This window comes from Falsiroseomonas sp. E2-1-a4, from assembly GCF_051433165.1.
GTDB lineage: Bacteria > Pseudomonadota > Alphaproteobacteria > Acetobacterales > Acetobacteraceae > Falsiroseomonas.
Genome location: NZ_JBHMFS010000023.1, coordinates 1 through 21,512 on the forward strand (window position 1 = coordinate 1; position 21,512 = coordinate 21,512).

Here is a 21,512-nt window from a genome sequence, read left to right on the forward strand (position 1 = left end):
CCTAGGGCACCCTGAATCCCGGCATCTCAGACACCTCCGTCGCTAGCCTCGGGTGTCCACTGAACAGATCAACCCCAGTTGGCTTTCTGCCCGACCGTGTCACGGGCCCGAAAGAAGTCACCTGTAGGCGGCTTGCAATCCCGGCTCGGCATGGTAAGAACCAGCCGCGGTTGGGACGCGGGCGTAGCTCAGGGGTAGAGCACAACCTTGCCAAGGTTGGGGTCGAGGGTTCGAATCCCTTCGCCCGCTCCAGTTTTTCCCAGCCAAATCAAGCATTTACAGCCTGCCCTGTGGGGCCGCCTACCCGGAACGTTTGCTCCTGGGGGCCGGATAGGGTGCCGTTTTTCAGTGGCTGTAGGCGGTTTTGGGCGAACTTCAGCGAACAAGCCGGCTGGCGCGGCGGTGGCCTATGCGCAGGTGGGTGTGATCGGGATTGGACGGGCCGATCAATCTGCAATCGCTGCGGCTCTACGGCCGCCAGAGGCTGCGCCCGCGGTGCTGAACGGCACGCCGCTGTTGACCGGGGCGCTGTTCGGCTCAGGGCGACGGGAGCTTGCCGCAGAGGTGTCCTGGGATCTGCCGAGCCTCGCGCCGGGGGCGACGGCGCTCATCGACGTCACGGTGAACGGGGCGCGCGCCGGCGACTTGGCGTCGGCGTCGCTGGTTTCGTCGACGCGCTTCGTCGAGCTCGACGCTGCGGTGTGGTCGAACAACACGGTGCGGGTGATGGCGCGGAACATCTCCGCGGCGACGTTCGACCTGGCGGCAGCGACGCTGTCGGTGAGTGTGGTGAAGCGGCGGGTGCCGTAGCCAATGCTCTGCTCAACTTATTAATAACAAATGTCTGCGGAGGGTCATCACCCGGTAAAGGGTGCGCCTCACCTGCCTACTGCTCCGGGTTGTCTGTTGCGCCGGCGAAGAAATTAAGCTCGTAGTTGCAATAGAAGCCGAGGCGGCGGTGCGACGGCCGGCGCCCCGCAGCAGCGTGGGGCGAGCGTTGCAGCAGAGCACCATCGTACCAAGACCGATGCAGCAGGCCAGATGCGGCGCATGGCACCGGCCGATGCTGCCGGGCTCCTCCATTCAGTCAGGCAAATCTCCCGCTTGGAGCGCGCGGCGACCGAGCACGGCCTCGTGCATCTGGCGGGAACCGCTTCCGCGCCTGTTCTAAACAGCGCGCGGGAACAAAAGCTCGAATTCGGTCCCCTTACCCGGCGTGCTGTCGAGCCGCACATGCCCACCCGAGCGGCGCATCAGGCGGCTGACCATCGCAAGGCCGAGCCCAGTGCCCGCGCCGCGCGGCTTTGTCGTGAAGAAGGCATCGAAGACTCGGGCTCGCACTTCAGGCGGCATGCCGGTGCCGGTATCGCGTACGGTGATCGAGACGTAGTCCCCGGGCGGCAGGCCCGGGCGCAGAGCATCGCCTTCGTCAAGCGAGACATTGCACATGTTGATCACCAGGCGCCCACCGGTAGGCATGGCGTCGCGCGCGTTGATTGAGAGGTTCAGCAGGGCCGTCTCCAGTCCGCCTGCCTCGACCATGGTCGACCAGCGGACGTGGGGCACCTCCAGCAGCAGCTCGATGGCATGACCGACGGAGCCGCGCAGCAGCTCCTCCATACCGAGCACAACCTCCGCTGGCACGATCCGTTCGGGCTCGGGCGATTCGCCGCGGGCGAGGGCGAGAAGCTGGTGCACCAGGCCTCTCGCACGCGAGCCCGCCTCCGCCGTCTCGGCCGCGATGCGCTGCTGCAAGCGGTCCGATGCACCCCGCTCCAGCATGCGCAGGCCCGACATCATTGCCTGAAGGACATTCGCGAAATCATGGCTGAGGCCGCTGGTCAGCTCGCCGATGGCCTCCATCCTCTCCGCATGACGCAGCGCCTCCTCGTTGCGCCGCGCCTCGGTGATATCGAGGTGCATCAGCACGGCGCCGCCCGCCCCGTCACCGCTGAGAGCAGCCGGCACTGCGACCAGGCGAAACCAGCGCTCCTCGCCGCTGGACGGGTCGCAGGTGTAGCCGTAGTCGCGCTCGAAGCGTCCCTGCCGCCCGGCGAGCAGCTCGCGCAACGCCGCCGCCACCACGGCGCCTTCCGGTTCGCCCGCTGCCGCGGCCGCGTCGCAGGCCGCGATGTAGTTCCGACCAACGCAGGCCTCTGTGCACTCCAGGCCGTTCCGCTCCCCAAAGCGCCGCCAGGCTTCGTTTACCGCCAGGATGCGGCCCTCCGGATCCAGCAACGCCACATGGGCCGGCAGCGCATCGAGGATCGCCGCCTGTTGCATGGCCATGCGGCGCAGCTCGCGTTCGCGTGCCTTGCGATCAGACACGTCGCGGAGGATCGCCGTAAAGTGGCGGCGCTGGCCGATGCCCCGCCATTCTGCGATGGAGAGATCGAGCGTGATGCGTGTGCCATCTCCGCGGAGCCCCTCCACCTCGCGCCCTACGCCAATGATATGCCGCTCACCTGTTCCGAGGTAGCGCGCCATGAAATCGTCATGGCCGGCGCGGTCCGGTTCCGGCAGGAGGATGCGCACGTTGTGCCCCACCATCTCGCCGACGTGCCGCATAAAGATGCGCTCTGCAGCGCCGTTGGCCGACAGGATGGTTCCGTTCTCGTCGCTCACAATGATCGCGACAGCCGCAGTGTCCACCACGGCGCGGTAACGGGATTCCGCCTCGCGCTCGGCCGAGACGTCGAGCAGGACCGCGACCGCGCCCATCACTACGCCCGCCGCATCGCGGATTGGGGCGGCGGAGTTCAACGTCGGACAAATGCCGCCCCCGTCAAAGCGCTCAATGTCAACGGGCTCGCCGATGGTCGTCTCACCCTTGCGAAGCGCTCGTACCACGGGCCAGTCGTCGGGGAGGAGCGGCTTGCCGGTCGCGGGCCATCGGGCGCGCCAGGCGGCATAGTCGGGGATCTTGTCGGTTGCGACCACGCCGCCCCAGATCCGTGCCAACTCCGCATTGGTCTCTAGCAACCGGCCATTCGCATCTGTCACCGCCACCCCGACCGGCAGGCTGGCGAGCACCGCCTGAAGCCGGCGCCGCTCGGCGTGCGCCTCCGCGTCGGCATGGCGTCGTGCCTCCTCCGCCACGTGGCGCGCCGTGATGTCGATGAACAGCGTCGCGAAGCGCCGCGGCCCGGTACGGTAGGCATGCGCCTCGTACCACCGCCCGAGGGCGGCAATAGGGCCCTCAACATGCGCCGGCTCGCCACTCTCGGCGACACGGCCATAGGTTTCGATCCACATCTCTTCGATATCGGGGATTACCTCGCGGACGGTTCGGCCCAGCGCCGCGGCGGACGAGATGCCGCTCAGGCGTTCGAATGCCGGATTGACCTCGAGGAAGCGGAAGTCCGCCGCCCGGCCGTCAGGACCAGAGATGAGTTCGCAGAGCGCAAAACCCTCATGCATCTGCTCGAAGGTGCTGAGGCAACGATCTTCGTTCGCGCGCGGCGCGCCTTCAACAATCGTGTCGTCAACCGAGCGGTTTCCGGCATCAGCAATGTTCTGGCGGACGCCCGCACTCTCCCCGTCGGTGACTGAAACCGGGGGCGCCGATCCCAAATCCTCGGCGCCATCTCTGGCCACAACCGTCATGGCGGCACACTCCCGCTTAGGCTGGCCAGGCTCGCTTCGTCGTCGTCCTGCCCCAGTATGTTCAACCGATATGCAATGGTGCGGCCGCGGTTACAGTTCTCGCAACATATTCCTGCAAGCAGCGGCCTGACTGAATGCCCGGTTCACCAAAACAGGATCAAACAGCGACAGATGATGCATGGCGATTCAGCACCCTTATGTTTCCGTCGGATCGCGATAGGCCAGCAGCCGCAGGGCGTTCGCCACGACCAGCAGGGTGGATCCCTCGTGGAACACCACCGCCGCGCCGAGCTGCAGGCCGGCCAGCGTCGCCGGTACCAGCACGGCCACCATGCCCAGACTGATCCACAGGTTCTGCCGGATGATGCGATTGGTGGCCCGGCTCAGGCCGATTACGAAGGGCAGGCGCGTCAGGTCATCACCCATCAGCGCGACGTCGGCCGTTTCCAGCGCCACGTCTGACCCGGCCGCCCCCATGGCGATGCCGACTGTCGCATGGGCCATGGCGGGCGCGTCGTTCACGCCGTCGCCGACCATCGCCACATCCTGCTCGGCCCGAAAGCGCTGGATGGCCGCGACCTTGTCCTCCGGCATCAGGTCGCCCCAGGCCTCGTCCAGCCCGACCTGCTGCGCCACCGCCTCGGCGACCCGGGCATTATCGCCAGACATCATCACCATCCGCGAAATGCCAAGCTTGCGCAGGCGCAGGATTACCCCGGCGGCGGCATCCCGCGGCGTGTCCATCAGGCCGATGGCGCCGAGATACTGCTCCCCCCGCCGGACGACCATCGTGGTGCGGCCACGCTGCTCCAGGTCGGCGATCATGGCCTGGATCTCTGCCGTCAGCGGTGGCCCGTCGATCTCCGCGAAAAGCACGGCCTTGCCGACATGGACGGGATCGGCGCCGATCCTGGCCGAGAGGCCGCGGCCGGTGATGCTGCGCAGGTCCTCGGCCGCCGGCACCGGTACCTCCGCGCCCAGCCTCGCCCGTCCATCGCGGACGACGGCCGCGGCGAGGGGGTGGTCGCTGAGCGCCTCGACGGCGACCGCGACCGTGAGCAGGGAAGGCTCGTCAACGCCCGGGGCGGGGAGCACATCTGTCACCTTCGGCTTGCCCTCGGTCAGCGTACCCGTCTTATCGAAGGCGATGGCGCCAAGCTTGCCGAGGTTCTCCAGCGGTCCGCCGCCTTTCACCAGGACGCCACCACGCGCGGCGCGCGCGATGCCGGACAGCACCGCACTGGGCGTCGAGATCGCCAGCGCGCAGGGGCTGGCGGCAACCAGCACCGCCATGGCGCGGTAGAAGCTCGCGCCGAAGCTTTCGTCGATCACGACCCAGGCGAAGAGCAACACGACGACCGAAACCAGGACGATTGGTACGAAAATGCGCTCGAACCTGTCGGTGAACCGCTGGGTGGGGGATTTCTGCGCCTCGGCCTCGTTCACCATGCGCACGAGGCGCGCCAGCGAGCTGTCCGCCGCCAGTCGGGTGACCTGTACTTCCAGCGCGCCGGCGCCGTTGATGGTGCCGGCGAATACGCGGTTTTCCGCCAGCAAGCCTTCGGGGCGGCCTGCGGCCCGTCCCGCGTCGTCAACCGCGCGCTTGTCCACCGGCACGCTTTCCCCGGTGATGGGCGCTTGGTCGACGCTGCTTTCGCCGAGGGCCACGAAGCCATCGGCGGGAATGCGAGTGTTCGGGCGGACGATGATTGTGTCGCCGATGACAAGCTCCGCTACGGGTACTTCCTGCACCGCACCGTCACTTCGGCGTTCCGCGGTAGGTGGCGCCAGGTGGGCCAGGGCTTTGATCGCCCGCCGGGCGCGCCCCATGGCGTAGTGTTCAAGCGCGTGCCCCATACTGAAGAGGAACAGCAGCAGCGCGCCCTCAGCCCATTTGTCCAGCGCAGCCGCCCCCGCCGCGGCAACCAGCATCAGCGTGTCGATCTCGAAGCGGCCGAGACGCAGGGTGTCGATGGCCTGGCGCAGCGCGAAATAGCCACCGAAGCCATAGGCACCAACATAGAGCGCGACAGGGAGCCAGGCGGGCAACGCGGCAATCCAGGAGGCCGCATAGCCCGCGATCAACAGCGCCCCGCCAAGCAAGGCAAAGATGAGTTCGGTGTTCGAACCGAAAGGGCTACCATGCTCGTGGGCTGGTTCGACTTCGTGGTTTGGCGCGCCGTCCTTAATCCGGACTCCCATGCCGGTTAGCGCGCTTCGCAGGGCGGCCTCGGACGTGGCGGTGCGATCAAACTCGACCCGTACCGGCCCGGCAGCGGAGGCATCGGCCTCCATGACGCCCGGAAGTTCAGACAGAAGGTCGGTGACGGTGCGGGCGCGGCGTTCATGCTGCAGCCCTTCCACCTCCCACAGGACATGGCCGAACCGCTGTGTCAGTTCGGCGCCGGCACTGCGGGCGATTGCTCGCACTTGGGCCAGGCTGGCCACGGCGGGATCATAGTCGACGCATAGCTGGGCTGGGTGTTCGCCCGAGGCGGGGAGAAGGTGGGCTAGCCCAATGCCATCACGGCCGTTCAGATCATTGATGAGGCGCCATACGCAGGGATCCGTTTCGCCTGGGGCGTCGGGAAGGAGGATGGCAAGTTCGAGCTTGATCTGTTGCGGATGCCTGGTGGTCATTTCCGAACAGCCTGCATGCGCCGCCCGGCCGGCAGGTCCGCGCCGCCGCAATCCGCACGCGTGCCGTGGTCGCCTGGCCCGGTTGCGTACGTCTTGTAGCGGTGCATGGGCCAAGCTCCCGACTGTTGCCGCAAAATAGCCGATCGTGGGGGCTGCCAACCTCGCGACTGATCAACTCCAAAGTGCACTCCCCAGGAAGATCAGCGGCAATCACACGGGCAACAATGGACCGAGGGCAATTCCTGGATGTGGCGGACGAAACTTCCCAACCGCTGGTCGAAGAAGGTCCACGTTTTTTCGTCCTTTTCCCAGCTTCTGGCTTTGATCTGAAGCAAGGCTTTCGGCTGCGGTTCGCGCGCATGATTGGCTCTCGGGACCCGCAACCCGGGCAAAAGTGAGACGAGCAAACCATCCATGAGGACGCCGAAATGACGATCAAGGATATTGGTCCAGAGCCGCTGTCTTTCGACATCGAACGCGCAACCAAGGAGAATGGCGCCTATCGTTCCGTTGCCTGGAGCGGGCGCTATCTGCAGGTCACGCTGATGTCGATCCCTGTCGACGGCGATATCGGCCTTGAGGCGCATCCGGAAACGGACCAGTTCCTGCGAATCGATGCTGGCCAGGGCCGCGTCCAGATGGGCCCGGCAAAAGACGACATGCCCTTCGAGAAGGACGTGTCGGACGGCTGGTGCGTTCTCGTGCCGGCCGGAACCTGGCACAACATCACCAACATCGGGCCGACACCGATGCAGGTCTACGCGATCTACGCACCCGCACATCACAAGCCCGGCAAGGTGCAGGCCACAGCGGGGGCGGCCGAAGCGGACCAGGACGACGAGCCGGCCGCTTGGTCAGTGCAGAGCAACGTCGTGCTCGACAAACATGGGTGACGGCACTCCAGCTTCGGCCCGGCAGTTGCAGTGCGCTTCTGCTCCAGTTCAAAGATCGCTCGTAAAGCTGCGACGCAGTGTGTCGCGGTCGTGAAGCGCCACGATTGGGACTGGGCTGGCCGTGGATTGATCTTCAGATCAAGCGCGAAGCCCGCTGTTCAGGCGATGGACACGCTACCAGCTGCTGCAGCGGCAACAGACCAGCAGATCGCCATAAGCAACCTCGCACGCTGATTATGCGTTGACGCATATGATATTAGGCGTGGCAGAGGGCCTCATTGGGAAACCAGCTTGTTGCCAGCTTTCCGGCGAAAGTTGTGCGGCAAGTTCGATGACTGGACATGGAATGACGCCACCCGCGCCGACGGGCTTGTAACCTTGGCTCTTCGTGGCACCGCGCGGTGTCGCGATCGGCCTTCTGCAATTGGCGGCTCAGCGCAGCCGACACACGCCTTGCGGGATAAGGATCTGAGCCGTGGCCCTGGTATTCGAGCGCATTCAAACGGGAGGTATCGCCGTCCTGTCGTACATGATCGGAGACGACAGCAACGGCGTCGCCGCCGTCGTGGACCCGACCTGGGATGTCGACAAGTACGTCGAGATCGCCCGGCAAAAGAACCTTACGATCACTCACATCTTCGAGACGCATATCCATGCCGATCTGGTCAGCGGGGCGCGTGAGCTGTGCGCCCGGATGGGTTCGGCAAAGATCTTCCTGAGCCAGGAAGGTGGCGCGCAGTACGGCTTTGAGCACGAAAAGGTTCAGGACGGCGACCGCTTCGAGATCGGCAAGACCCTCATCACGGTCAGGCACACGCCGGGCCACACGCCGGAGCATGTCGCATTCCTCCTTGCGGAACGGACCCGGCCGGACACGCCATGGGGTGTCCTAACCGGCGATTCCCTGTTCGTGAGTTCGGCGGGGCGGCCGGACCTGCTCGGCGAGGACGAAAGTCAGAAGCTGGCGGAGCAGCAATTCCATACGCTGCGGGATTTCTACATGGCCCTGCCCGACGGCGTCCTGATCTACCCCGCGCACGGGGCCGGCTCACCCTGCGGCGCCGACATCGGGGACCGCCTGGAGAGTAGCATCGGCTACGAGCGGCAGCACAACGCCTTTCTCCAGTTTGAGGATGTACCGTCCTTCACTGAGTATGCGCTCAGCACCGCGCCGCCGGTGCCCCGGTACTACCCGCTCATGAAGCAGGTGAATGCCCGTGGGCCGGAGATCCTGGGGAACCTGCCGCGTGTTCCCGGCCTGCCGCCCAAGGCCTTCCAGCAGGCGATGCAGGACGGTGCGGCTGTGGTGGTGGATACGCGGTCCATGCTGGGCTTTGGTGGTGGCCACATCGAAGGCGCCCTGAACATCGGCGGCTCGCCGATGTTGTCTATCTGGGCCGGCTGGCTGCTGGACCCGGAAAAGCCAATCCTGCTGGTGCTCGACAGCGACACCAAGCTCGAGGACGTCGTCAAACTCTTCCTGCGGACCGGCTACACCAAGTTCGCCGGCTATCTGGTTGGCGGCATGAGTGCCTGGGACAACGCGGGATTCCGGCTCGACAAGGTCGGGCAGATCACGGTGCACGAGGTGCAGGAAGCCGGCGACGCCCTGCAGGTGATCGACGTCCGCGCACCCGATGAATGGAAAGGCGGGCACGTTCCCGGCGCGCACCACATGTTCCTGCCCGAGCTACGGGAAAAGGCCGCGGAGCTCGATCGTTCACGTCCGACCGCAGTCTATTGCGACAGCGGTTACCGCGCCAGCATCGGCACAAGCATTCTTCAGCAGGAGGGTTTCACCAAGGTTCACAACATCCCCGGCAGTTGGCAGGCGTGGACGAAGGCGGGGTTTCCGATCGAGGGGGCGGAGAAGTGAAACGATCGGCCACGGTTCTGCGTCATCGCGCCTGGCTTGCCCTTCTGTTTCTGGCGGTTCCGGTGGCCGCCGCCGCCGCGGACCCCGCGCTGGACGCGAGGAGCTATGCGGGCCCGGCCTGGTCGCCCTACCTGGTGGGAGCCGGCATCGGCGGGCTGGCCTGGGCCACCTTCTACTTCTCCGACAAGCCCATTGGCGCGTCATCCTTCTACGCCAGCGTCGCCGGCCTCATCGGCAAGCTGGTCGCTCCGCGGCGAACGGAGAGTCTGGAATATTTCAAGGAGAATGAGCCGAAGGTGAACTGGGGTTTCCTGTTCGTGGTTGCCGCCATTCTGGGCGCCGCAGCGGCGGCATGGCCGGTGGGCGAGCAGACCAACCGATGGATACCCGAGATGTGGGATGCCCGCTTCGGCGACAGCATTGGCCTGCGTGGGGCCTTCGCCTTCGCGGGCGGTGTGCTGATGGCGTTCGGCGCGCGCTTGGCAGGCGGCTGCACCAGTGGGCACGGCATCAGCGGCACCTTGCAGCTGAATGTCGCCTCCTGGATCGCGGTGATCTGCTTCTTCATCGGCGGCGCCTTCGTCGCAGCCCTTCTTTTCAGGACTTGAAACGATGGTGGAGGCTGTCAAAACCGGCAAGCCCGTTGATGCGGCCGCAACGCTGAAGGGACGCACCATCATCCAGGGCGTCGTCTTCGGATTTGCCTTCGGCTTCCTGCTGCAGAAGGGCGGCGTCGGCACCTATCACATCCTGATCGGACAGCTTCTGTTCCAGGATTGGACGGTCGTGAAGATCATGGTGAGCGCGATCATCGTCGGCATGGTCGGCGTGTTCGCCCTGCACCATTTCGGCATGGCCAAGCTGCACATCAAGCCGACACGCCTGGGGTCCAACATACTGGGTGGCCTCGTGTTCGGCGCAGGCTTCGCCCTGATCGGCTACTGCCCAGGGACCGCTGCGGCCGCGCTCGGCCAGGGAAGCTGGGACGCACTCTTCGGCATGGCAGGGCTGGTGGTCGGATCCTGGGTCTATGCGGAATCCTCCGGCCGCCTGAAGCAAACGGTCGAGACGTGGGGCGATCTCGGGAAGCTGACGTTCGATGCAGCCCTGCACGTACCCCGCAAGCTGCTGGTCCCGGCGGTAGCAGGAATGCTGGCCATATTTCTCGCCGTTCTCCATGTCCTCGTCGAGCGTTGAGCGCCAGGCAACCAGGCTGCCAGGCGAGGATGATGGGCCTCCCGGTTCCTTGCGGCGGACCCTCGCCGAGGACCGCACGGTGCTGGCAGCGGAGCGCACCTTTGCCGCCTGGCTGAGAACCGGCCTCGCCTTCCTGGGCGGGGGCCTGGCGACGCAGGGCTTCCTTGCCGATGTCATGGGATCCTGGCCGCTCCACCTGCTCGCCTCCACGCTCATCCTGTGCGCGCTGGCGTGCTTCGCCGCGGCCGGGTGGCGCGATCATTGGGTGCGGCGACGCCTGGCGCAGCCCCACATCACCCTGCTGCCCCGCATCGTGACACTGGGGCTGTCGATCCTCCTGACCGTGGTTGCGGGACTCGCGGCAGGGGCGCTCTGGATGGGGTGAACAGGCGGGTCACACGGCGCTGATCGCAGCCGGGGTGTCGAACGCCGCAGCCTCGGGCCTGGAGTCCCGCAGATATCGTTCCAGCGCATCGATGGCGCGGATCGGAAGATCGTGCCGGTCGCGCCCGTACCGCGCCGGAACGCCCTGTGCCGTCACATAGGCCGCGCGGTAGCGCCGCCCGGCATCGAGCGGTGCGCCCTCGGCGAAGGCACGGTCGATCCGGTGGCCCAGGGGGTTCTCGATCTTGAATGCGAGTTGCAGCCCGAAGCAGCGCTTCGCATACCCACCCATCTGCGCGTAGGGATCGGCGGCGAAGGTGTTCTCCAGGTTGTCCTCCAGCATCGCCAGGATTTCCGCGCCGGTCAGCTCCACGGTCGAGACCGGGGGGTTGGTCGGGATAATGTTCCAGAGATCGCTCACCGTGACCGGACCCGGCGGAACGGGCGCGCCGTAGCGCCAGCCGTTCGAGAAGGCGAGGCCCGTTCCCGCAGCGGCGGCAATGGCCCGCAGCAGCAGGGTGTCCATCGTCGCCTCGAGCATGGTGGTGCGGTCCAGCCCGATGGATGTCTGGCCCACCACCCGGTCGAGCATGGCGCGGTGCGGCGCCATGATGCCCTCCACGATGGCCTGCATGGCAGGGTCCGGCTCGATCGTTTCGTCGACCGGGATCAGACGGTGGTCGGCCGCGGCGATCCCGCCCTGCTCGCCCAGCGTGAGATCGAGCCGCCCGATGAACGAGCCATGGCAGCCCGACTGCATGATGATCGCGCCGCCGGCTTGGATTGGTTGGCGCAGCCGGTTGTGGGTGTGACCGCTCAGCAGGACATCGATTCCGGGTACGCGACTGGCCAGCTTCACGTCCTGCGGCAGGCCGAGATGGGAAAGAACCACGATGACGTCCGCGCCTTCCTCGCGCAGCCTGCGGATGTGGCCCGGCAGTTCCGCCTCCCCGAGGGTGAAGCGAAGCCCCTCGGCGAAATGCGGCGGCATGGTCTTGTCCACGATCGTCGCGGCGATGCCCACCACCCCGACCTGGACGCCGTCGCGGTCGAGCATGACGCTGGGCGGGAAGGCAAGGTTTCCGCCCGCCTTCTCATAGCAGTTGATCGCGAGCAGCGGGTGACGCAGGCGTGGCAGCAGAGTGCGGCGCAGGTGCTCCGGGCCCCAGGCAAACTCCCAGTGCGCCGTCATGGCATCCAGGGCGAGGGCGTTCAGCGGTTCGACCAGCGCCTCGCCCCTGGAATGCATCGCCGCGAAGGTGCCGTGCAGCGTATCGCCGTTATCAAGCGCGACCACGCCGCCCGGTCGTTCGTCCCGGGCACGGCGGAACAGCGTGGCGATCCGGGCGTAGCCGCCGAGCGTCGTGTAGCGCGGCCGGCCATCCGGCTCCCAGACGATCTCGGGATGGGGCTCGAGATAGCCGTGCGTGTCGTTGATCTGGAGGATCGTCAAGCGACGCTGCGACATGGGGCCCCTTTCCACTACCTGCGCACTGACAATCTCGATGGACGCACGTCCCTCAGCAACCTTCGAGGAGACACCGGGTTCATCACGCACATTGATGTTTCCGAGGTTCGGATGCCCCGCGACGACGCCCGGCCCGCAACGGTGCCATTGTGAAGATCGCCGCGGCAAAGCAGCGCAACGGCGCGGCACTGCGAGCCATTTCATGACCGCCCGTACCACCCCCACGATGGCCACGCCTTCCCGTGGCCTGGTCTGGGCTGGGGTGTTCTTCGGCCTGGGCTTGGGCGGCTTCTTCGACGGCATCGTGCTGCACCAGGTCCTGCAGTGGCACCACATGCTGACCAGCGCGGGCTACCCGGCCGACAGCTTGCACAACCTCGAGATCAACACGCTCGCCGACGGCCTCTTCCACGCCATCACCTATGTCTTCGTCGCGCTGGGCCTCCTGGTACTCTGGCGCAGCGCGCGAAGGGGGTTGCTGCGTTGGTCCGGCAGGCTGCTCGCTGGCTCCCTGCTGGTCGGCTTCGGGCTGTTCAACCTGATCGAGGGCATCGTGAATCACCACATCCTCGGCATCCACCACGTCAACGAAACGGTCCCACGCGAGCAGTGGTTCTGGTGGGACCTCGGCTTCCTGGCGTGGGGAGCACTCATGCTCGCCGTCGGCTGGATGCTCCTGCGGCGGGGGCTGCGCGAGACGGCGGCAGGCGCTCTTGCCCCAATTTCCGACGCGCTGTGACCGCCCACCACCCAACATCAAGGATGCCCCAAATGCCATGTTCCCTCGCGCACGCAGCAGCGTTCTCCCTGGCCCTCCTTCTGCCGGCCGCCGCCCTTGGTCAGGCGGACAACGGCATGTCGCTGGCGGAGCGCTTCCAACGCCTTGACCGGGACCGCAGTGGCTTCGTCACCTGGGACGAGGCCCGCCCGCAGCGTGAGGCGGAGCACGGGCGGCTCGACCGCAACGGCGACGGAGTCCTCACGCCGGATGAGTTCGAGGACCGCGCGCTGCCCTTCGCGGCCTTCGATGCGGACCGCGACGGACGGGTCACCTCGGCGGAATACCTGGCCAAGCATCAGGAGATGTTCGCAGGCTCCGACACGGACGGGGACGGGCGCATCTCGCTTGAGGAGTTCACGCGCGTTCAGGACGCCATGCGCAGCGCACCCCGCTGAGGGCCGCCGCCTGAGGTTGGAACGAGCAGCAGGCCGAGGTGGGCACCGCAGCGACGCGTTGAGGTTATCATGCCGGCCCGAAGTTTCGGTGTTCGCTAGTATCATTTTGTGAGACTCGTCTCAAGAACGCCAGCGAAGGTTGGATTCCGGTTCCCACCGCTGCTCCAATGTTGAATGCCGCTGAGAACTGACCCGGTTTGGGGTGAAGTTGCCACTGAGAGTTGACCCATGTTCGGACGCTAGCCTCGGCCCTTTGGGCGGGGGCAGCGGGAGTGTTGGACATGGCGTTGTTGAGCGTTATCCGGCGCTGGCATTTCCGGCAGCACCTGTCGATCCGGGCGATCGCTCGCCGGACCGGCCTGTCGCGGAACACCATCCGCAAGTACCTGCGGTCCGAGGCGGTGGAGCCTGTTTTCAGGACGCCCGATCGCCCCAGCAAGCTCGATCCCTTCGCCGAGCGGTTGGCGGCCTGGCTGCGGACGGATGCCCGCAGGCCGCGCAAACAGAAACGCACGGCCCGGCAGTTCCACGCGGAGCTGGCCGGGCTCGGCTATGATGGCTCGTACCGGCGGGTCGCTGCCTTTGTGCACGCCTGGCGGGACGACTGGCAGCGCCTGCAGCAGACCGCCGGCCGCGGCGTCTTCGTGCCGCTGGCCTTCGGCCCGGGCGAGGCGTTTCAGTTCGACTGGAGCGAGGAACATGCCGTCATCGGCGGCGAGCGCACCAAGCTGCAGGTCGCCCACCTCAAGCTTTGCCATAGCCGGGCTTTCCTGGTGCGGGCCTACCTCCTGCAGACGCACGAGATGCTGTTCGACGCCCACAACCACGGCTTTCGCGTGCTGGGTGGCGTGCCGCAGCGCGGCATCTACGACAACATGCGCACCGCCGTGGACCGGATCGGTCCGAGCCGCGAGCGGCAGGTCAATGCCCGCTTCCTGGCCATGGCGAGCCACTATTTGTTCGAGCCTGAGTTCTGCAATCCGGCTTCGGGCTGGGAGAAGGGTCAGGTCGAGAAAAACGTTCAGGACACCCGGCACCGGCTGTGGCAGCCCATGCCGCAGGTCGCCAGCCTGGAGGCGCTGAATGCCTGGCTAGAGCAACGATGCTTCGCCTTGTGGGAGGAGATCCCGCACGGCGCCGAACCCGGCAGCGTCGCCGCGGTCTGGCGGCAGGAGGTGGACTGCCTGATGCCGGTCCGACGGGTCTTCGACGGCTTCGTGGATGAGACCAAGCGGGTCTCGCCAACCTGCCTCGTGCACTTCGACCGCAACCGCTACAGCGTGCCCGCCTCCTTCGCCAATCGTCCGGTCAGCCTGCGGATCTATCCTGAGCGCATCGTGATAGTCGCCGAGGGAGCCGTGCTTTGCGAGCACCAGCGGATCATCGAGCGATCGCATGGGCAGGGCCGGACGGTCTATGATTGGCGCCACTACCTGGCCGTGGTCCAGCGAAAGCCCGGTGCCCTACGCAACGGCGCGCCCTTTGCCGAGCTGCCAGAGGCATTCCGGCAGCTTCAGCGGCAACTGCACGGCAGGTCAGGTGGTGACCGGGAGATGGTGGAGATCCTGTCCCTGGTGCTGCAGCACGACGAGCAGGCTGTACTGGTTGCCGTGGAGTTGGCGCTGCAGGCCGGAGTGTCCACCAAGACCCACATCCTGAACCTGCTGCACCGGCTGACCGACGGCACAGCCTCCCAGGTCCCACCGATCGAGGCGCCCCAGGCCCTGATGCTGGCGCAGGAGCCCAAGGCTAACGTCGCGCGCTACGACAGCCTGCGTTCGAGAAATGGAGGCCGCCATGCGTCATGACCCGGCGGCTGCCGCCGTCACCATCATGCTGCGCAGCCTCAAGATGCACGGCATGGCGCAGGCCGCGGCCGAGCTCACCGAGCAGGGCGCGCCCGCCTTCCAGAGCGCGATCCCCGTCCTGTCGCAGTTGCTCAAGGCCGAGATCGCCGAGCGGGAGGTTCGCTCCATCGCCTACCAGCTCAAGGCCGCACGGTTCCCGACCTACAAAGACCTGACGGGCTTTGACTTTGCCAGCAGCCAGATCAACGAAGCCCTGGTGCGCCAACTGCATGCCGGTGCTTTCATGGAAAAGGCCGACAACGTCGTGCTGGTCGGCGGGCCAGGCACCGGAAAGACCCACGTCGCCACCGCGCTTGGCGTCCAGGCGGTCGAGCATCACCGCAAGCGGGTGCGGTTCTACCCCACGGTGGAACTGGTCAACGCTCTTGAGCAGGAAAAAGCTGCTGGAAGGACCGGGCAGATTGCCGCCCGCCTGCTCCATACCGACCTGCTGATCCTCGACGAACTTGGATACCTGCCGTTCAGCGCCTCGGGCGGTGCATTGCTGTTTCACCTTCTCAGCAAGCTCTACGAGCAGACCAGTGTCGTCATCACCACCAATCTCAGTTTCAGTGAGTGGGCGGCGATCTTCGGCGATGCCAAGATGACGACGGCACTCCTCGACCGGCTCACCCACCACTGCCACATCCTGGAGACCGGCAACGACAGCTTCCGCTTCAGGAACAGCTCCGCAACCCAGGCCCATCGTGAAAGGAAGCCACAGCCCACCTGACGGGATTTGAAAACCCCGCATCCCCACAACCCGGGTCAGATCCTCGTGGCAATCCCGGGTCAGCTCTCAGTGGCAATCAACACACACCGCGCTCGGTGACCAATTTCACCGCCTCAAGCTTGAACTCTCGGCTGAACACTCGTCGCTGCATGGAAACCTCCGATAGGGTTGGAAAACCTTATCTCGGTGTCCACCAAACCAGCAGCAGGCCACAGCCCAGCAGAATGCGCAAACTACCTCGCCAACTCAGGCTATGCTTCCGCATAAACGCAGCATGCTCTAACGCCGAATCCCACCACCGCACCTACGATGCCACCGAACGAGAGGTGAGATCATCCAACATTGCCGGTAGCTTACTGAGCAAGGCCTGATCATTGGACGGAGGCCCATCGAAGCTTCTGTTAAACGGAATTGCGGGAAACATGATGCCGTCAGAGTAAATTAGGAGAAGATCAACCCACCTTCCACCTCCCTTCTCCACGAACACGGCCCGAGGACGCCGAAACCCGACCCTCGCACAGCAGAGGGCCGCCGCCGCCATCTCGCCGAAGACATGCGCCGCGCCGTACACCGTGAAAGACGGCAAGAAGCGTCGCCCATCAAAACTCCAGATTGTCCACTCCTCTTTCGAACGCCCGGAGGCTTGCCAAATATGGCGCTTTAGAAAATTGAGATCACGCTCATTAGCCACTTTGATTTGATCGTCGGGCACCGTCGAGGATTTGGCAGGATGCCCCGCCCAAGCCCATACGCAGACGCCCTTGATGCGCGGGTCCCGGCTACTAATCCCGTCAGCAGGTAAGGCCCACTGCTCACGCTTTAGGACGTCGTAGGCGGCATTGATCTCGGCCATTGCTTTTTCATCCTCGCCGCCCGTGGTCGCGCGAACATGGTATCTTCGTGCCAGCAGGATCCAGACCTCCCGAAGCTCGTTCCGACTAGCTGAATGTAGCTTGACGCCAAAGCGGTCAAAGACGCGCCGCGCTTCCCGACTATCCATTGGATCTCCAACCATAATTCAACCAGGCCAACCCACCGCAGCGAAGTGCGAACAACAGTCCTCTACTTTAGCACTCTTACGGCCGCCAATGCCCGCACCCCGCTCAAGAAGATGCGTTAAAACGGCCATCTCATCAAACGTCGCAATGACTGCACCTCACTCACCCCTTCCAATCAGCGCCGGACGACACCAACGCCGCCTAATTCAAGATATTCAGCACACGGATCACCGCCGGCCCTGCAACGATGATGAACAGGCAAGGCAGAATGAAAAGGATCATGGGCAGCGTCATCAGCGCTGGCAGTTTGGCGGCCCGCTCCTCCAGCCGCAGGACGCGCTCGTCACGCATTTCCAATGCAAGAGTGCGAAGAGCCTGCCCGAGCGGAGTGCCGTAGCGGAGTGTTTGGGCTAGTGTCCTGGCTAAACGCTGCCAAGACTCTAATTGAGTCCGTTCTGCGAATCGGGTCAGCGCTGCGGCCCGATCTGACGTGATGCGAAGCTCCTGACCGAGCGCGAAAAATTCAATGGCTATCGGCGGATCTGAGCTGCGCATTTCGGACGCAACACGGTCCACCGCACTTTCGAGGCCGAGCCCCGCCTCCGTGCAGACCACCAGAAGATCAAGCGCGTCGGGCAGTCCACGCCGCAACCCAGCCTGATGCGACCGGCGCGCCAGCCCCATGACCCAGTTCGGGATCAGCATGCCGATGACGAGGGCCATGGCGACGAGGAGCAGGCGAAGCGGTCCCTCGAGCCCGGCTGCGGCCGTGACGGCATAAGCCAGGATTGGGCAAAGGGGCAGAAGCAGGACCTTGCCGGCAATGGCTATCGGCACGGCGGTGCGCGGGTTCAACCCAGCGCCTTGTGTGGCACGCTCTAGATCCGCCGCGGCGGCACCCGAGAAGAGCGCCGACCTGTGAAGTCGCTGACCCAGAGTCTGCAGGGGGCCAAGCAGGAGGCGGCGAGCACCGGGTGTCGGGTCGAGTGGCGCGGCGGCATCGGGCCGCACGGCGTGTCGGACCCGCTGCGCCAGGTCGCGGCGGGACGCCTCCACCGTGAGCAGGCCTGCGGCCATCAGTGCCAAGACCGCCGCGGCTCCGCCGGCGACGAGAACCGTGAGAATGGTCTCGGACATCAATCGCGCGTGCTCCTTTGTAAGAGCCAGCGGATGGTCAGCATCCCAGAGCACATCAGAGTCGCGAAGCCGATCAGAAAATACTTTCCGCGGGGATCGTTGAACAGCTCGCCGACGTAACCGGGATTTATTAAGGTGATGATGAGACCAGTGACGAAAGGCAGGCCGGCGAGGATTGCGGAAGACATACGCGCCTCGGCCGACAGCGCCTTGGCTTTGCCTGCCACTGCGACCCGCCGGCGCACCATGTTCGCCAGATTTTCGAGCGTCTCGGCCAGATTGCCGCCGGTCTGCGCATGCAGACCCAGGGTGACTGCCAGGAAGGAGTACTCGCGAACCTGCGTCCGCGCATGAAGGCTCCAAAGTGCCGTTTCAAGCGGAACGCCCAGCGCCACTTCGCCCATCATCCGACCGAACTCGTCGCGGGTCGGCGAAGGCATTTCCGTGGCAATGCTGCGCAGGGCATCACCAACCGGCAGCCCAGCGCGCACAGATCGGACAACCAGCGAAAGCATGTCGGGAATTTGGATGAACAGCATGTTCATGTAGATTTTCGTCTTGCGACGGAACAGGAAGCGCGCGAGGGCGACGGCTGCAAGCAGTGCGATGATGGCGGCCATTGCAGAGCCGAAGCTAGACCGCAGTTGCGTGAACAGCACCAGCCCCATCAGGCACGACGATGCGGCGACGAGGGGCGGTGACGCCGCGAAGGCGGGCGGCAGATCGCGGTTGTAGCCCAGCGCCGCTGAGATGCCGTTCCAGAGCCGGTGTTCACCCGTGGCGCGACGACGAATAGTCTGCTGCTTTGCGACCGGGGTCGGCTTCGCCGCATTGCCGGTCGCGGAACGCACCCGCTCGCGCATCCGGATTGTGGCGCGCCCCGGCAGCAGAAGCATCGCCGAGGCCGCGAGCATCAACAGGATCCCGCCGGCGGCCAGATAGGCAAGGGCTGTCTGGGTCATGCGTCCCGCAATGCCTCGAGCCAACTCTGCTCCAATCCGAAGTACCGTAGCCGGTCCTGGAACCTGGGGCGAAGATTGGGGGTGACGTAACGGCCGCGGATGTGACCCGTGGCGTCCTCGCTGAGATACTCGAAGGCGAAGACGTCATTCATGGTGATGACGTCGCCTTCCATGCCGCAAACCTCCGCGACATGGATCACGCGGCGCTGGCCGTCGCGCATCCGTTCCACCTGCACCACAAGGTCTAGCGCGCCCGCGATCTGGTAGCGGATCGCGGCATGGGGAAGGTTTGTCGTACCCATCTGCACCATATTCTCGATGCGCGTCAGCGCATCCCGTGCCGTGTTCGCGTGCAGCGTGCAGATGGAGCCGTCATGGCCGGTGTTCATGGCCTGAAGCATGTCGAAGGCCTCGGCGCCACGGCATTCGCCTAGGATGATGCGGTCCGGCCGCATGCGAAGTGCATTTCGCAGCAGCGCGCGCTGGTTGATCTCGCCCTGGCCCTCAAGGTTCGGCGGCCGCGTCTCTAGCCGCACCACATGCGGTTGCTGCAGTTGCAGCTCCGCAGCATCCTCGATGGTGACAATCCGTTCCCCATGATCGATCAGACTGCTCATGGCATTCAGCAGTGTTGTCTTGCCGGAGCCGGTGCCGCCGGATACCACGATGTTGAGCCGGCAACGCGCAGCAATCTCCAGGATGCGCGCGACCGGTGCGGTGAAGCTGCCATTCTCTACCAGCGCATCCAGGCCATAGCGCCGGCGCGAGAACTTGCGGATCGAGATGGAGACGCCGTCGATCGCGAGCGGCGGGAAGACGATGTTCACGCGGCTGCCGTCCGGTAGGCGGCAATCAACGAGCGGACTGGACTCGTCAACCCGGCGGCCCACCTTTGCGGCCATCTTCTGGGCGATGCCGGCCAGCTGGCGGCCATCCCGGAACCGGACGGCGGAAAGCTGCATCTTGCCTCCCACCTCCACGAAAACGCGGTTCGGGCCATTGACCAGGATGTCGTCCACGCGGTCATCGCGCAGCAGCGGCTCCAGCGGCCCGTGGCCCAGCATCTCGTCGACCAGATCCTCCACCAGGCGAATCTGCACGCGTCCGGACAGATCGAGGCGGTCGCGGTCGGCGATCTCGTGGATGAGGATACCAATCTCCTCCCGCAACTGCTCGACGCTGAGCGAGCCTGCGGAAACGGGGTCTATCCGCTCCAGCACATGCTGGCGCAGCCGCAGCAACGTGGCGACCGCGGCAGCACTGCGCGCCGAAGTAGCGGTATCGTCAGCCTCGATGGGGCGCGGGGGAACAGTGAGTTCATTGGACGTGGAGGGCGGCAGGCTGCCCTGCGTTCCCGCAGGCTGGGTGGCCGACCCCTGGCGCAGAGGTGGAACGACGTGCAGGCGGCGTCCAAAGCCGGTCATCGTCCGAACACCCGGCGCAGCAGGCCGCCCTTCCGGCGTAGCGCCACGCCCGCGATCTCCTGTGTCAGCGGCGCCAGGGCTCGTTGCAGCACGGGGCTATCCCGCAAGGCCGCACGGCCCAGATTGGCGGCTCGGTTCAGCGGCTTCGGAAGGTCTGGAATGATGATGTCCGGTTCGGTTCCAAGGCCTTCCTTGATGAGGTCCCTCTTCAGCGCGCCCGCCGCTCCGTACCGGTTCAGCACCGTCATCGTCCGGCCTCCGCCAATCAGCGACGCCAGCATCCTGCGCATCAGTTCGACATTGTGCAGGCTGCCGACATCCGGGCCCAGGACAAGCAGCGCATGGCGCGCGAGCAGCAGCGCCTGCCGTTCTGTCGGGGAGGGCGGCATCGGCATGTCGATGACGATGGCGTTGAAACGCTGACACAGCAGGGCCAGCAGGTGGGCGATACCCGCAGCGGTCGGCGCCGGATCCGTCTCAAAGCCCTCATCCGCAGCCAGGAGCCGCACCCGATCGCTCACCGGGATCGCCAGCCGCTCAAAGAGCAGGGCGTCGGCATCACCCGGACGCTCCAGCGCGTTCCGCAGCCCGGCGACCGGCGTGATGCCGAGCATGGTGGCCATCTGCCCGCCGCGGAGGTGAAGGTCGAGCAGGGCCACGTGCCCGTGGGTGCTGTCGGCGATCTGCAGCGCCAGGTTGATGGCCACCGTCGTCGCACCGACGCCGCCGCGCACGCCGCAGACAGCGATCACGCGTCCGCCGCGGACTGAAGCACGCTCCGGCTCCACCCCGGCCATGTAGGGGCCGATGAGCGTGGACGCGTTGTCCCGCGTCAGCGGCTTGGCCAGGTATTCATCCACGCCGAGGTGGCGGGTGATTTCCCTGTAGAATGCGAGATCCTGCCGTTCCCCGATCACCAGGACCTTGGTGTCGGGCGCACAAACCGCAGCCAGCGCATCCAGTTCGCCCAATTGGTCGTCCACACCGGACACGTCCACGATCAGCACGCGGGGCGAGATGGTCTGCTCCATAACCTTCGCGGCGGCGCGTATGCCGCCGCGGCGAATCTGCAGGCTGCCGAGGAATTCGCTCAGCCCGCCCCGCAGCGCGGCATCCGTTGCATCATCGGAGACATAGGCCGCGGCGGCGATGCGGTCGCCCACCGCGTCCG

General features: G+C 65.6%; 18 protein-coding genes and 1 tRNA gene. 11 read left to right on the plus strand and 8 right to left on the minus strand.

The window, feature by feature from the left end:
- The first annotated feature begins 177 nt into the window (after window positions 1-177).
- Both ACFHNC_RS20480 and ACFHNC_RS20485 read left to right on the plus strand, forming a co-directional pair.
- Window positions 178-252, plus strand: a tRNA-Gly gene (locus tag ACFHNC_RS20480).
- Window positions 253-495: 243 nt separating this feature from the next.
- Entirely contained in the window at window positions 496-810 is a 315-nt protein-coding gene (locus ACFHNC_RS20485; RefSeq protein WP_437171101.1) for a hypothetical protein, read from the plus strand.
- Window positions 811-1,167: 357 nt separating this feature from the next.
- Here ACFHNC_RS20485 and ACFHNC_RS20490 read toward each other — a convergent pair whose 3' ends face one another.
- Together ACFHNC_RS20490 and ACFHNC_RS20495 are read right to left on the minus strand one after the other, a co-directional pair.
- Window positions 1,168-3,606 (minus strand): PAS domain S-box protein, encoded by a 2,439-nt coding sequence (locus ACFHNC_RS20490; RefSeq protein ID WP_437171102.1) that lies wholly within the window; start codon window positions 3,604-3,606, stop codon window positions 1,168-1,170.
- Between the two features lie 195 nt (window positions 3,607-3,801).
- Entirely contained in the window at window positions 3,802-6,246 is a 2,445-nt protein-coding gene (locus ACFHNC_RS20495; protein ID WP_437171103.1) for a heavy metal translocating P-type ATPase, read from the minus strand.
- Between the two features lie 428 nt (window positions 6,247-6,674).
- Here ACFHNC_RS20495 and ACFHNC_RS20500 point away from each other — a divergent pair, with 428 nt between their 5' ends.
- From ACFHNC_RS20500 to ACFHNC_RS20520, 5 genes are all read left to right on the plus strand, one after another.
- Complete coding sequence (locus ACFHNC_RS20500) at window positions 6,675-7,139, plus strand: cupin domain-containing protein (protein WP_437171104.1); 465 nt, start codon at window positions 6,675-6,677, stop codon at window positions 7,137-7,139.
- Window positions 7,140-7,614: 475 nt separating this feature from the next.
- The gene (locus ACFHNC_RS20505; RefSeq protein ID WP_437171105.1) at window positions 7,615-9,015 is read left to right on the plus strand and encodes an MBL fold metallo-hydrolase; all 1,401 of its coding nucleotides are present in this window, start codon (window positions 7,615-7,617) and stop codon (window positions 9,013-9,015) included.
- Window positions 8,973-9,623, plus strand: coding sequence for a YeeE/YedE thiosulfate transporter family protein (locus tag ACFHNC_RS20510; protein ID WP_437171106.1), 651 nt, complete (start codon window positions 8,973-8,975; stop codon window positions 9,621-9,623). Before ACFHNC_RS20505 ends, ACFHNC_RS20510 begins: the two co-directional genes overlap by 43 nt.
- 4 nt (window positions 9,624-9,627) lie before the next feature.
- The gene (locus tag ACFHNC_RS20515) at window positions 9,628-10,212 is read left to right on the plus strand and encodes a DUF6691 family protein (protein ID WP_437171107.1); all 585 of its coding nucleotides are present in this window, start codon (window positions 9,628-9,630) and stop codon (window positions 10,210-10,212) included.
- A gap of 49 nt (window positions 10,213-10,261) precedes the next feature.
- On the plus strand, window positions 10,262-10,597 hold the full coding sequence (locus tag ACFHNC_RS20520; RefSeq protein WP_437171108.1) for a DUF202 domain-containing protein: 336 nt from the start codon (window positions 10,262-10,264) through the stop codon (window positions 10,595-10,597).
- A gap of 9 nt (window positions 10,598-10,606) precedes the next feature.
- Here ACFHNC_RS20520 and ACFHNC_RS20525 read toward each other — a convergent pair whose 3' ends face one another.
- Window positions 10,607-12,064 (minus strand): bifunctional metallophosphatase/5'-nucleotidase, encoded by a 1,458-nt coding sequence (locus ACFHNC_RS20525; protein ID WP_437171109.1) that lies wholly within the window; start codon window positions 12,062-12,064, stop codon window positions 10,607-10,609.
- A 202-nt stretch (window positions 12,065-12,266) separates the two neighbouring features.
- On the opposite strand from ACFHNC_RS20525, the gene ACFHNC_RS20530 reads away from it, so the two are divergent.
- From ACFHNC_RS20530 to istB, 4 genes are all read left to right on the plus strand, one after another.
- Window positions 12,267-12,803: a DUF2243 domain-containing protein gene (locus ACFHNC_RS20530; RefSeq protein ID WP_437171110.1), complete on the plus strand. Its 537-nt coding sequence runs from the start codon at window positions 12,267-12,269 to the stop codon at window positions 12,801-12,803.
- 116 nt (window positions 12,804-12,919) lie between these two features.
- On the plus strand, window positions 12,920-13,240 hold the full coding sequence (locus tag ACFHNC_RS20535; RefSeq protein WP_437171111.1) for an EF-hand domain-containing protein: 321 nt from the start codon (window positions 12,920-12,922) through the stop codon (window positions 13,238-13,240).
- Between the two features lie 281 nt (window positions 13,241-13,521).
- The gene (istA, locus tag ACFHNC_RS20540) at window positions 13,522-15,048 is read left to right on the plus strand and encodes an IS21 family transposase (protein ID WP_437171112.1); all 1,527 of its coding nucleotides are present in this window, start codon (window positions 13,522-13,524) and stop codon (window positions 15,046-15,048) included.
- Window positions 15,038-15,820 (plus strand): IS21-like element helper ATPase IstB, encoded by a 783-nt coding sequence (gene istB, locus ACFHNC_RS20545; RefSeq protein WP_437171113.1) that lies wholly within the window; start codon window positions 15,038-15,040, stop codon window positions 15,818-15,820. The genes istA and istB overlap by 11 nt, the downstream gene beginning before the upstream one ends.
- A 304-nt stretch (window positions 15,821-16,124) precedes the next feature.
- Here the strand turns inward: istB and ACFHNC_RS20550 are convergent, their stop codons facing one another.
- From ACFHNC_RS20550 to ACFHNC_RS20570, 5 genes are all read right to left on the minus strand, one after another.
- The gene (locus ACFHNC_RS20550; protein ID WP_437171114.1) at window positions 16,125-16,673 is read right to left on the minus strand and encodes a hypothetical protein; all 549 of its coding nucleotides are present in this window, start codon (window positions 16,671-16,673) and stop codon (window positions 16,125-16,127) included.
- Between the two features lie 346 nt (window positions 16,674-17,019).
- Window positions 17,020-17,955 carry a type II secretion system F family protein gene (locus ACFHNC_RS20555; protein ID WP_437171115.1) on the minus strand — a complete coding sequence of 312 codons (936 nt, stop codon included), beginning with the start codon at window positions 17,953-17,955 and terminating at the stop codon, window positions 17,020-17,022.
- Window positions 17,955-18,917: a type II secretion system F family protein gene (locus tag ACFHNC_RS20560; protein ID WP_437171116.1), complete on the minus strand. Its 963-nt coding sequence runs from the start codon at window positions 18,915-18,917 to the stop codon at window positions 17,955-17,957. Before ACFHNC_RS20560 ends, ACFHNC_RS20555 begins: the two co-directional genes overlap by 1 nt.
- Window positions 18,914-20,341, minus strand: coding sequence for a CpaF family protein (locus ACFHNC_RS20565; protein WP_437171117.1), 1,428 nt, complete (start codon window positions 20,339-20,341; stop codon window positions 18,914-18,916). Before ACFHNC_RS20565 ends, ACFHNC_RS20560 begins: the two co-directional genes overlap by 4 nt.
- The gene (locus tag ACFHNC_RS20570; RefSeq protein WP_437171118.1) at window positions 20,338-21,504 is read right to left on the minus strand and encodes an AAA family ATPase; all 1,167 of its coding nucleotides are present in this window, start codon (window positions 21,502-21,504) and stop codon (window positions 20,338-20,340) included. Before ACFHNC_RS20570 ends, ACFHNC_RS20565 begins: the two co-directional genes overlap by 4 nt.
- Window positions 21,505-21,512: the final 8 nt, after the last annotated feature.